At 44.6% G+C, this 13075-nt stretch carries 8 protein-coding genes; 5 read left to right on the plus strand and 3 right to left on the minus strand.

Annotated elements, in window-relative coordinates:
• Positions 1 to 4: 4 nt before the first annotated feature.
• From ACH6CZ_RS07040 to ACH6CZ_RS07050, 3 genes are read left to right on the plus strand one after another with little or no spacing between them, the layout of a single operon-like run.
• A complete protein-coding gene (locus ACH6CZ_RS07040) occupies positions 5 to 307 on the plus strand; it encodes a hypothetical protein (protein WP_374096721.1) in 303 nt (100 codons plus the stop codon).
• Complete coding sequence (locus tag ACH6CZ_RS07045) at positions 304 to 3960, plus strand: multicopper oxidase domain-containing protein (RefSeq protein ID WP_374096722.1); 3657 nt, start codon at positions 304 to 306, stop codon at positions 3958 to 3960. The genes ACH6CZ_RS07040 and ACH6CZ_RS07045 overlap by 4 nt, the downstream gene beginning before the upstream one ends.
• Positions 3957 to 4541 (plus strand): SCO family protein, encoded by a 585-nt coding sequence (locus ACH6CZ_RS07050; RefSeq protein WP_374096723.1) that lies wholly within the window; start codon positions 3957 to 3959, stop codon positions 4539 to 4541. The genes ACH6CZ_RS07045 and ACH6CZ_RS07050 overlap by 4 nt, the downstream gene beginning before the upstream one ends.
• A 248-nt stretch (positions 4542 to 4789) precedes the next feature.
• On the opposite strand, the gene ACH6CZ_RS07055 is transcribed toward ACH6CZ_RS07050, so the two are convergent.
• Positions 4790 to 6139 (minus strand): FAD-dependent oxidoreductase, encoded by a 1350-nt coding sequence (locus tag ACH6CZ_RS07055; RefSeq protein WP_374096724.1) that lies wholly within the window; start codon positions 6137 to 6139, stop codon positions 4790 to 4792.
• A 201-nt stretch (positions 6140 to 6340) separates the two neighbouring features.
• Between ACH6CZ_RS07055 and ACH6CZ_RS07060 the strand changes: the two genes are divergently transcribed.
• Complete coding sequence (locus tag ACH6CZ_RS07060; protein ID WP_374096725.1) at positions 6341 to 7804, plus strand: gluconokinase; 1464 nt, start codon at positions 6341 to 6343, stop codon at positions 7802 to 7804.
• 521 nt (positions 7805 to 8325) lie between these two features.
• Here the strand turns inward: ACH6CZ_RS07060 and ACH6CZ_RS07065 are convergent.
• On the minus strand, positions 8326 to 8925 hold the full coding sequence (locus ACH6CZ_RS07065; RefSeq protein ID WP_374096726.1) for a class I SAM-dependent methyltransferase: 600 nt from the start codon (positions 8923 to 8925) through the stop codon (positions 8326 to 8328).
• A 98-nt stretch (positions 8926 to 9023) separates the two neighbouring features.
• Between ACH6CZ_RS07065 and ACH6CZ_RS07070 the strand changes: the two genes are divergently transcribed.
• On the plus strand, positions 9024 to 10676 hold the full coding sequence (locus ACH6CZ_RS07070) for a glycoside hydrolase family 13 protein (protein ID WP_374096727.1): 1653 nt from the start codon (positions 9024 to 9026) through the stop codon (positions 10674 to 10676).
• 38 nt (positions 10677 to 10714) lie between these two features.
• Here the strand turns inward: ACH6CZ_RS07070 and ACH6CZ_RS07075 are convergent, their stop codons facing one another.
• The gene (locus tag ACH6CZ_RS07075) at positions 10715 to 12916 is read right to left on the minus strand and encodes an EAL domain-containing protein (protein WP_374096728.1); all 2202 of its coding nucleotides are present in this window, start codon (positions 12914 to 12916) and stop codon (positions 10715 to 10717) included.
• Positions 12917 to 13075 lie beyond the last annotated feature (159 nt).

The following is a 13075-nucleotide window of genomic DNA, read 5'->3' on the forward strand; positions in this document are numbered from 1 at the left end:
AATAGTGGAGGGTCAACAAAAGAATATGACTTCAAATGACAGGCATGAAGAAGGAATGATTCAATTTGTCGCAGAACATGCAGGTGCTAAAATGCTTGCACTCACATCATCCTTTCCATATTTTTTTATCGGCAGAATCATAAAGGTGATGGATGACTATGTAGTGCTCGGGGTAGAAATAACGAATGTCGCAGAGCTTGAAAACCGTGAGTGGCACATTCACATTCATGATATCGAGGTGTTTTATATTGAACGGGAAGGCTGGCCACGTATTCCGCAGCTGAAGGAAACAGGTGGTGACAGGTGAAACGCTTCTTTCACATCGTAGCCATTCCGATCAGGATTGTCCTGAATCGATTTGGAGACCACAATCCAAATGGCATGGTGTATGTATTAAAAGAGAATGAAAAGAAGGTAAAGCGGCTTGTAAAAAAGAATCCGTTCACCCCGGTTGAGCTCGTTCAGCCTCTAATTATCAGAGCAAATGCCGGCGATGAGATTGAGATTCTGTTTGAAAATAAGCTGCCTTTTCCAGCAGGTATTCATATGGAAGAAGCAGATTATGACGTGATGGATTCAGATGGTGCGGAAGTGGGATTCAATCATTCCTCACTTGTGAAAAAGGGTAAGAAAAAGAAGTATTATTTCAAAGTGAATCGTCCGGGCACTTATCCATTTTCAGATCTCGGAAATCCTTTAAGTACCGAGAAAGGGTCCAATGGAAACGGCTTATTTGGCGCTCTTTTTGTTGAAAAAAGGGGCTCCTGGTGGACACATCCTGAGACGGGCAGACAGATTACAAGCGGTCCCTTCGCAGATATTCACCATCCGTTTTTACCTTCGTTCCGTGAGTATGCCTGGGTATTCCATGATGAAATGGAGACTGATGATTTAACAGGCAATCAGCCGCTCAATCCAATGACGAATGAGCCTGGTGAGTCAACGCATGCGGTGAATTACCGCTATGAGCCTCTTGGTAATCGTAAAAAGCTGATTGATGAAGGCGTTGTCTGTCCGGAATGTGACGGAGAAGAAGTTCATCATGATTCCTGGGTATTTGGTGACCCGACAACACCAATATTGAGAGGTTATAAGGGAGACCCGGCTGTGATCCGGCTGGTACACAGCGGCATAAAAGAAACGCACGTGTTTCATTACCATGTTCACCAGTGGCTGAAGGATCCATCCAATGCAGATTCTGAGATCATCGATGCGCAGAGCATCAGTCCGCAATCCTGGTATGATATTGAACCGCTTTACGGACTTGGCAGCCTTCAGGGGGCGATTGGTGACGCCATTATCCATTGTCATCTGTATCCTCATTTTGAAGCGGGCATGTGGGGGATGAACCGCGTGTTTGATACTCTTCAGGATGGTTCACAGTGTTATCCTGATGGCACGAAAATTAGAGCGCTAAAGCCGCTTCCGGACCGTCCTGAGCCTCCAAAACCAACATTGACTAAACCCGGATTTCCGAACTTCATTCCAGGAAAACCAGGTTTTAAAGCACCGCGTCCACCGCTTAGCATTGAAGGAGGCAGAGGATTGACGGAGCTTGAAAGACAGGCAGCGATACCTGAACCGAGGCCTGGTGCTGTATTTGCGGATCCATGCGGGTTCAATCCGGAGGCGCCTGTGGTGGAGTACAGTATTTCTGCTATTGAACTGCCGCTTATTTATAACCGGCAGGGCTGGCATGATCCAAAGGGGAGAATATTTGTGCTGGATGAGGATCTTGAGGCGGTCTTAAAAGGTGAAAAAGAGCCTGAACCGCTTGTCATTCATACGCCAGCAGGCACCTGCGTCAGAATTCATTTTACAAACCTTCTGCCGGAAATTTTAAGCGGGGACGTGTTCCAGCTGTTTGCACGCACATATGAAGCGGGCTTTCATATTCACTTCATGAAGTTCGATGTGCTTGTCAATGACGGGGCCAATGTAGGCTGGAATTACGATTCGAGTGTGCTGCAGGGACAGACGATCACCTATGAATATTATGCAGACGTTGAGTTGAAAGCCTGGTTTTATCATGATCACCTGTTTGCCGGGCACCACCAGCAGCACGGTGTTTTAGGATCAGGCGTCATTCATCCGCGATTCACAAAGTTTCTGGATTCGAAAACCGGTAATCCCGTGATAAATGGAACGGAAATTACAGCGGTTCATCCGATGATTCCTGACTATCGTGACCTTTCGCTTTTTGTGCATGACTTTACTCTTTTATACGAACGTGACGGTACACCGATTCAGCCTCCTGATTATCCGGGCTCATTGGATGATCCGGGCGTGTTCGGTGTCAATTATAAATGTGAGCCCCTCCAGTTCCGCCTTAAAGGACCGGGAGACCCGGCGTATTCTTTCAGCTCTTATGTGAATGGTGATCCGGTTACACCGGTATTTACATGCTATAAAGGAGATCCGCTCAGAATAAGGCTGATACAGGGTGCACATGAAGAATCGCACAGCTTCCATGTTCACGGCATGCGCTGGAAAGCAGAGCGTCCTGATGTGGAAACGAGGATGGAATCCCAAAAGCATATTGGGATCTCAGAATCCTTCACTTTAGAAACGTTCGCTACACATTCGGGAGATTATTTATGGACCTTTGCGACTGAAGAGGATTTATGGAACGGATTATGGGGACTGATCCGTGCATTTGAACATCCTGTTGAGGGATTAATTCCTTTACCTGACCAAAAGCAGAGAGAGCCTGAGGTGCTGTTATTATCAGAGGCGGATGGGGTCCCGCCTGCACAAGCAGTAGAAGTTGAAAGTCCTGCGCCTGATGAAGCACCACTCAGAAGGTTTAACATCACGGCTTTTCATGTGCCATTAACCTACAGTAAATATGGTGAGCATGATCCTTATGGCATCATTTTCGCTCATACTGAAGATATGGAGGACATTTTAACAGGGAAGAAACCACCGGAGCCGCTGATTCTGCGTGCCAATGCAGGTGAAGAAGTGGAGGTTCGGTTAACAAATGCCCTCACGCCGGGCAAATTCCCGTATCCAGATGGAATATGGCCTTATCCGAAAGTGAAAGAACAGGCTTTTTACCCACCTTCTCTACACATCTCACTTCACCCGCAACTGGTGCTGGCAGATGTGAAAACGTCATCGGGTGAGACAGCGGGTTTTAACTTCAGACAATCAGCAGAGCCGGGTGAAACGATCACCTATCGCTGGTATATCGATCATGCGTTCGGCGCAAGCGGATTATGGGATATGGCGGATATCAGAAATCACCGGTCACTTGGCACATTCGGCATTTTAATCGCAGAACCAAGAGGGACAGAAATGCTTGATCCAATGGAACTAACTGATAATAGCAAAGCTTCTTCCATTGTGTTAAAACATCCGTTTTTACCTGAAATAAGAGAGTTTGTACTTGTGATGCACGATGGAGTCAGGCTTGAGGATAAGAGTGGAGCCCTGATCATTGATCCGGCTGACGGCATACTTGGAGAGACAGAGGAAGAAGATCTGTTTGATACGTATGATCAGGGATCAAGAGGATTTAACTACCAGACTGAGCGATTAGTGAGAAGAAATGAGAAACCTTACGAGTGGCTCTTCAGTTCCAAAGCCCACGGTGATCCATCAACACCTGTATTTGAAGCCTATCCGGGCGATCCGGTTACGATCAGGCTTGTCAATCCATCTGAGCGCAGGCGGGCCCATACGTTCAGGCTGCATGGTCACTACTGGAATACAGATGCAATGGATCTGACCTCGCAGGTGAAATCATTCGATGGACATATCATTACCGGTCACACAGCCGATCTGAAGCTTCATTACGGCGCCGGTGGATGGTACGGTTTATCAGGTGATTACCTTTACCGTTCAGGCAATATCCGCTGGGATATCGAGCTTGGGATGTGGGGCATGTTAAGAGTATACAAAAGGATGCAAAAGCATTTGCCACTGCTGAATGTGCGTAAAGATGATGGGAAATGAAAGTACTCACGACTGGGATTTTCTTCTTAATACTGGCAGGCGGGTTGTGGGGGCTCTGGTATCTGCAGACCTCACTTCCTGTCCTGAAAACAATTGAACCATTTGAGATGAAGTCTGTATTGGATGGACATGATTATGGATCTGAAAACGGCCGGATAAAGGTTGTCGCATTTTTTTACACTGCCTGTCCGGATATCTGCCCGTTTACAATGAGCGATTTAAAGGAAGCGCATGATGAGCTTCACGAGCAAGGCGTTTTTGATGAGCAGGTGGAATTTGTGTCTATTACATTGGATCCTGAAGCAGATACAGAGGAGCGGGTTGTGAATTATGCTGATTCATTCGGTGCTGTCACAGATCACTGGCACTGGCTGAGAGGCACAGAGCAGGAAACCGCTGCAGTGGCTGAACAGTTTCTGATGCAGCGCGTGAAGCTTGAGGGACAGATTATGCACAGCACGACACTTTATTTAGTCGATGCAGACCACCAGATTCGCGGGACTTACCCTATGGCGACTGCGAGGGACCGGGTAAACAGGGAAGAGCTGGTTAGTGATGTTTTGAGACTGATAGAGGAGTAAAATAAAGAGGATGGGACATTTTCAATGTGTTCCATCCTCTTAACCGTTCCGCTGCGCTTCAGGTGGACGCTTTCCGTGGCCGGGCGGTGAGTTAGCAGGCTTCTTCGTGCTTTGTCTCACCTGGCCCTTCCTGCTACAGGAGTCGCCACCTTACGTTTCGCTACACTAAGTTTTCATTACTAACTTTGTTTTGCATATTAAAATAGGTTGTCCTGACTCAACCTTCCTTTGACGTATTGAAATAAAACTTACACCAGCTCAGGCTTACGCGTTTCGGCTGCTGCAAGCCCTGCTTTATTCAGGAAGTTCCATGGCTGGTTAAAATGCGGCTGGAAGAAGAAGTCGACAAAGCCGAGTTCATCGATCGTCATGCCAGTCTGAATGCAGACGCTGAGTGTATTAATTGATTGTGTAACATCTGCTTTTGATAGTACCTGTGCGCCAATGATCTTACGGCTTTCAGGCAGGTAGCTGACTTTCAGCAACACATCTTCTGCTGTCGGCATAAATTCAGGACGGTGCTTTTCAGAGATTGTGACGCTTTTCACATGAATGCCCGCAGCTTGTGCACTGGTTTCAGTCAAACCGGTTGATGCCATATTCAGATCATAAATGTGAAGTCCTGAAGTCCCTTGTGTACCGACATTTTTCATGACAGGCTCCATCAGGTTACGTGCAACGAGTGTACCCATTCTGACTGCGTTTGTTGCAAGTGGAATGTAAGCCGCTTTACCAGTCGGATTGTATTTTACTGCACAGCAGTCACCAGCTGCAAGAATATCAGAGTCGCTTGTGCGCATGTAGTCATCTACTTTAATTGCCCCGTTTGGCAGCATATCCACTTTTCCTTTTAAAAGCTCTGTATTTGGACGGAAGCCAACACACATGATGACAAGGTCCGTTTCCACGCGACCTGCATTTGTTACGACAGCTTCAACAGTGTTTTCACCTTCAAAGCGGGTAACGGTCTCCCCAAGTCGGAGCTCGACACCACGGTCAATAAATGCCTTCTCTACCTGATCTGTAAATTCCTGATCAAGATATTTATTCAGTATGCGGTCCACACCATCAATCAGCGTGACTTTTTTACCTGCCTGCTGGAATGCTTCTACAAGCTCAACGCCGATATAACCTGCACCAACAACCGTTACGTGCTTTACGTCGCGTGACTTTTCAATAATAGTATTGGCCTGGTTAAAGTTTTTTGCCAGCAGAATATTATCCAGCTTAATGCCGTCAATTGGCGGAATGATTGGCCATGAGCCTGTAGACATCACAAGCTTATCGTAGCTATCACTCACTTCTTCACCGGTTACCAGATTTAACGCTTTGATCTGCTTGCACGCAGTATCGATTTCCTGCACGGCATGCTGCATTTTCATCGTAACACCGAGGCTTCTAAGCTGTTCAGGTGAGCTGTAGAAAAGTCCCTGCGGATCTTCAACGACACCTCCGACATATAATGCTAAACCACATGAAAGAAAGGATACATTATCGTTTTTCTCATAGACTGTGATCTCTGCTTCAGGATACATATTGGCCATATTCGTTACAGCTGCTGTTCCAGCGTGAGTACTTCCGATTACTGCGATTTTCATGTAAGAATTCCTCCTAAGTTTCAATTGTGAAAAACTTCACAATCAATGATTGATTTAAGTATACGACGGGTTGAAATAGAATGCAAGGATTTTGTTCAGTATTTCACAAAGTAATTTGTGTATATCAATTTTAGTGATAGTATTAAAGGAAATGTCATTAATATAGCTTTAATGTATAAGTAAATGAAAGGAGTGGAGGGTATGCAAAGGTATGTAATTGGTCTTGATCTTGGTACGACCAGTGTAAAAGCGGTCCTTTTTACCAAAGAGGGTAGAGTGAAGGCTGAGACAGAACAACTGATTAAAACGGTATATTCAGCTGGTGGGCGTGCTGAACAAGATCCTGATGTCATCGTTTCTTCAGCTGTTTTTGCATTGAAGAATGTAATGGCAGAAGCTGAAGTTTCCGCTGAAAATATCGTTGGGATCAGCTTCTCAAGTGCGATGCATTCATTGATTTGTACTGATAAAGAGGGCCGTGCACTTTCGAAAGCCATAATCTGGGCGGACGGAAGAAGCAGCAGTCAGGTAAAGAATTTGTTGAATGCTAACGGTCGTGCGGTTTATGAACGTACAGGCACACCGATTCATCCCATGTCTCCAATGACTAAATTATTATGGATGAAAGAGACTGATTATCAGCCTTACCTGCAAGCTGCATACTTTATGTCGATAAAAGAGTACCTTGTCTTCCAATGGTTTAACGAGCGGGTTACTGATTATTCGATGGCAGCTGCAACAGGGATGCTGAATGGGGAAACTTTAAAGTGGGACAAAGACATACTAAAAATGGCAGGGATTACAGAAGATCAACTTGGTCAACCGGTTTCACCGGATTATCGTCTTGGAGATTTAAATAAAATAATAGCAGAATATTTACTTCTTCCTCATACTGTCCCATGTGTGATTGGGGCAGCTGATGGTCAATTGGCGAACTTAGGGGGCAGCGGGGTTGAAGAGGATTGTCTGACCATTTCAGCAGGAACAAGTGGCGCGATTCGTAAATGGACCAAACACTTTACTGTGAGTGAGGGAAATGAAACCTTTTGTTATGCTTTTACATCTGATCATTATATTGTTGGTGGTCCCACGAATAATGGCGGGGTAGCCATTGATTGGCTGAAAAACACGTTAAATTACCAGGGGACTCACGCTGAATTGATAAAAGAAGCAGAATCAGCCAGTCCTGGAGCAGATGGACTGACTTTCTTACCTTATATTAACGGTGAGCGGGCCCCGCTTTGGAACCAGGATGCAAGAGGAAGTCTCATTGGACTGTCTATTTCTCATAAAGTTCCGCATTATATACAGGCAGTTCTTGAAGGCATCACTTTCAATTTGTATCAAATCTACCTTTCCATGGGGTCTACAGGAGCTGATGTAGATGTGATTTATATCAATGGAGGATTATCGAAATCTGCATATTGGGTTCAAATGCTATCAGATGTCTTTAATAAACCGGTCCAGCGTTCTGAGAGTCATCACAGTGCGGCTTGGGGAGCAGTGTGGCTGTTATTAACGGCACTTGGAGAAGCCGATTCCCTCAAACAAATCAAAGAAAATATTCCTTTGGGTGATCGATTTGAACCTGATGAAGTTCAGCATAAAGAGTATCGGAAGGTTTATGAACGATACAGCAGGCTGGTCAAGGCGGTTAATGTATAAATATAAATCTGCTCCTTCTCTTCAATAGATCCGGCACTGGGAGTCCGGAACTGAGCTGCCGTGTTTCGGGTCAGATTCACAGAATTTCGGATCACATTATGAGCGCCTTCCGCTTTTCACGAGATTCAGCTCCAGCTCCAGCAGGCAGGTCCTCGAGTCATAAGCCACTCTGAGAAAATGTGGAAGTTCGCCCCATTTCTCTCAGTGCGTCTTATGCTTGTCGGACCTAACCGACTGCTTCCGCTTTTCATGAGATCCAGCTCCAGGCGCTAGCTCCTCGGGACATAAGCCACGCATCGGTAAACGGGAAAGACCACCCGTTTTCCGCTCCGCGCCTTATACCTGTCGGAGCTGACCAAGCGCCTTCCGCTTTTCATAAGATCCAGCTCCAGCAGGCAGGTCCTCGAGTCATAAGCCACCCTGAGAAAATGGGGAAGGTCGCCCCATTTGTCTCAGTGCGTCTTATGCTTGTCGGACCTAAACGCCTGCTTCCGCTTTTCATTGTTCCACGTGAAACATTTTCAGATTTTTTGCGCAATAATTTGTATCACATGCGAAAGTCCGTTATGAAGTTTTCCTTCTTTCCGCATCACTTCACCGGTGAAGAAGTGAATGATTTTCCAGTCTTTAAATGTCTCAAGCATTTTTCCTGCATCATATAGAAACGCTTCCTTTGGCGGTCCTCCGGTTTTATAGGGCAGCTGATGCTTAGAATAGACTTCGCTGATAAAATAGCCACCCGGTTTAATTGTGCTTTTAATTCCTTCAAGCATACTGTCTCTGCTGGCAGGGTCAATATGACCAAAAACGTTTATGACAGCATCGTAGGTTTCGGGTGACCAGTCTGCATCAGTCAGATCTGCCAGTGCAGTCTGAACATGGGCCTGTTTTTCAGCAGCCAGCATCTGTGTTTTCTTTAACCCTTCTTCTGCATAGTCCCAGGCAGTCACATCAAGCCCCATGCCCGCCATATAGACAGCATTTCTTCCTTCACCTTCAGCGACTGCAAGCAGTTTCCCTCTCTTTAATTTCAGCTTCTTTTGTGCGTAGACGATAAATTCATTCGGTTCTTTTCCGTAAATATAAGTTTTGTTCTGAAATTTTCTATCCCATGCGTTCATCTCATCACTCCTTATCTGAAATTATAATGGTTCGGAACAGTAATCTCATTTGTAAGCGGTTATAATGAAACTACATTTATCATACAGGAGGGATTCACATGAAAAAGACATGGTGGAAAGAAGCGGTCGTCTATCAGGTATACTGGCGCAGCTTTTATGATAGCAATGGTGATGGATATGGAGACCTCAGAGGCGTTCTTGAAAAACTGGATTACATAAAAGAACTTGGTGTGGATGTGATTTGGCTGAATCCATTCTATGAATCACCGGACCGCGACAATGGGTATGATATTTCAGATTATGAAGCAGTGATGGAAAAAGCGGGTGACATGGCTACGTTTAAGGAGTTGCTAGAAGCCATCCATGCTAAAGGGATGAAGGTGATCATGGACCTGGTCGTGAATCATACATCAGATCAGCATCCGTGGTTTCTGGCATCCAAGTCATCCAAAGATCATCCGAAACGCGACTGGTATATCTGGCGGGAAGGGAAGAATGGCGGACCTCCGAATAACTGGCGCTCATATTTTGAACCATCAACCTGGACGAAAGATGATGGAACAGGGGAGTATTATTTTCATTCCTTTGCAAAAGAGCAGCCGGATCTGAACTGGGAAAATGCTGAGGTCAGACAGGAAATCTTCCGGATGATGCGTTCATGGCTGGACCTTGGTATTGATGGATTCAGAATGGATGTCATCAATCTTCTGGCCAAAAAGGAAGGGTTCCCGGATGCTGACAACCCGAATCATATCAGCTATTTGGCTGATAACCCCGGCATTCATGATTATCTGCAGGAAATGAACCGTGAAGTGCTGTCACATTATGATGTGATGACAGTTGGAGAAATTCCATTTGTGAACCCTGAAACCGGCTTATTGTATGTGCACGAGGATCGTCATGAGTTAAATACGCTCTTTCACTTTCAGGTAGCGGATGAAATGCCGGTCATGGATCTTCCTAAGTATAAGGACATTCAGGAGCAGTGGTACAAAGGTGTATTTGAAAAAGGATGGAACTCACAGTTTTTAAATAATCATGATCATACGCGTCAGGTGACCCGCTATGGAAATGATGGAGAATATCGCACTGAATCAGCCAAACTGCTTGGAATTATGCTTCATACGCTGCCTGGGATGCCTTACATCTATCAGGGAGAAGAAATCGGGATGACGGGTGTCCGTTTTGATTCGATTGATGATTACAATGATATTGCCATGAAAAACAAGTACAAAGAAGAAGTGGCTAAGGGAAGAGATCCAAAAGAGGTATTTGAAGATCTGCTGCTTCTCAGCCGGGATAATTCACGCACGCCAATGCAGTGGAATGACACGGAACACGCAGGCTTTACTGAGGGAAAACCGTGGATTAAAGTGAATCCGAACTACCCGGATATTAACGTAGAGCAGGCGCTGAATGATCAAAGCTCGGTATTTTATACGTATCAGAACCTGATTGAGCTCCGTAAAGAACATCCGGTGATGGTATATGGTGATTACGAGGACCTGTCAAAAGGGAAAGAGCCGCTTTATATGTATAAAAGAACGTATCAGAATACGTCATGGCTGGTCGCGCTCAATCATTCAGACCAGTCGCTGGCAGTTGAGAGTCCGAAAGCCTTTTCAGGAGCCGCTGCACGCCTTGTAATCGGCAACTATAAGGTGGATGCTGAAGCAAGGTCAGTACTGCCTGCACAGCTTGACTTAAGACCTTATGAGGCACGTGTGTATGAAATTGTTTCAACAGATTAAAAAAGACAGCGCACGTGCGCTGTCTTTTTTCATGACACTTAAACTTGTAAACTGTAAAGCTCTACTTCAGACTCCACCCATTTTGCATAATCACTGATTTCCTGCAGCTGCTCGTTGCTAAACGTGCGCGGCAGATAATCTGCAATGCATAATGTACCGATCATCTCACCCCGGGAGACAATCGGAATGCCGGCATAAAATTGTAGGCCGCTCACTTTAAAGAATTCACGAATATTTTCGTTTGGATGCTCAGAAATATTTTCAATGACGAGCGGTTCCTGCTGACTGATGACATAGTTACAGAGACTTTGGTCGCGCGGGACTTCTCTGGTCGTCTGGACTGGCTCAGGAATGCCGATGCATGATTTAAACCACTGTCTTTTCTCATCAATAATTGAAATAAAACAAATAGGTGCGTGAAAAGTATTTTTAATCATCCGTGTGATGCGATCAAATCGCTCTTCTTCCGGTGTATCAAGAATACGAAGTCTCTCGATTTCCTTCAGGCGGCGTGCTTCTCCTGCAATATCTTGAGCAGCTGCTGCTTCAAGGTAAGACGGATCTTTTGAAGGGTTATTTTCAAAAAAGCGGTCAATTGTACTTTTTACCTTTTCGAGCGGCAGGGGTCTGCTGAAATAATAACCCTGAATTTCGTTACATCCAAGACTTGTCAGTATATCGAACTGTTCTTTCGTCTCCACTCCTTCAGCAGTTACGTAAAGGTCCAGTTTTCTTGCCAGCTGAATAATAAAATGCACAATACTAACGTCTTTTTGGTTGTGGTGCTGATCAATTTGTGAAATAAATGAACGATCAATCTTAATCCCATCAAGTGAGAATTTCCTCAAATAATTTAAAGATGAATAACTGACCCCGAAATCATCAATGACGATTCGATACCCCAGTTCTTTTAACTGATTGATGATTTCCACGCCTTTAATCGGATCTTTCATCAGCATATTCTCAGTAATCTCCACTTCAATGCTAGACGGGTCAATCTGATTTTCATTCACTACTTTGATAAAGTGACTGTCAATCAGGTCCGGTTCGAACAAAGCGGCAGACAGATTGATTGAAGCCCGTGCGCCTGTAAATAGTTCAGGCGAGTTTTTAATATCATGACACACCATCTGTACCACAGCTCTGGTCACATCCTGAATGAGCGTTGTTTTCTCAGCCACAGGGATAAATTTAAGTGGCGGAACTGTTCCGAGTACAGGGCTGAACCATCTGACCAATGCTTCGTAATGTACTTTATTCGTCCGGGTATTTAACTTCGGCTGATAATAAACAGTCAGTTCATTCTGTTCAAGCGCTTTATAAAGCTCAGCTTCCATAATGGCTTCATTTATGTTTGTCATCAGGTGATTTTCAGTTTCGAATAGACGAATAGAGTTTCTACCTTCTCTTTTTGCTTCAACCATTGCAGCGCTTGCATTTGTAATGAGTGAGTTCGGATGACCAGGGCTCATACAGATGCCAATACATCCTGTGACAGGAATGGCTACGCTGTTCACTTCATAAGTAAAGGCTGAAAGTGAAGATAGAATCTTTTCAGCAACCAAAAACACATCGTTTTCAGTGTGATCAGTTACAGCTACAATAAATTCATCTCCGTCGATTCTTCCCAGGATAGATTCGGACGGCAGCAGGTCAGCAATCGTTTTAGCAATCTTTTTCAATAATTCATTCGTTGCTTCAATGCCAAGCCAGTCATTAATCAGCTTAAAACGGTCTATATTTAAATATAAAATGGACATGATCCCGTCTTCCATTTTAGAAAGCTCTGATTTTACCTGCAGCAGACTCGGAAGTCCTGTTAAATAATCAATGTTTTCAATGGAAGCAAGCAGTTTCATAGATGTTTCATCGGAAAGGTCATTTGTTAGACCGATAATATACCGCACGTGGTCGTGTTGATCTGTAATTGGCATAAGTGCCGATGCGGCGTATTCAGAGATATTGGAGAGTTTATTCATCTGATCAGAATAAAAAACGGGCTGTCCGGTAGAAGCAACCTCGTCATACTGGCTGATTAAAGGCGCTGCCACATTTTCATCATAGACTTCATGAAGATAGCGGCCTTTCCAGTTATCAGGAAGAGATGACAACTGAATGGCTTCATCGGTAACATCTACATACTTGTAACCTTTTGTATCCACTTCCATCAGAAAAACCATTTTGTACAGCCCGGTGAAAAAATCAAACAGGTATTGGGGATCAGCCTTCAGATTCTTCACATATTCTCCTCCTTATTACACAAAGCCAGTTAATATAAGAAATGATTAATTATTTCTATCATAAATCGAAAGGGTACGTATGTCACGATTATCTTTTGACATGCGTGTAAAAAGAAATGATCTGAAAAGAGTCTAAAGGACCTGATGAAGTGATGAAAA

The organism is Jeotgalibacillus sp. JSM ZJ347, assembly GCF_044383825.1.
Taxonomy (GTDB): Bacteria; Bacillota; Bacilli; order Bacillales; family Jeotgalibacillaceae; genus Jeotgalibacillus.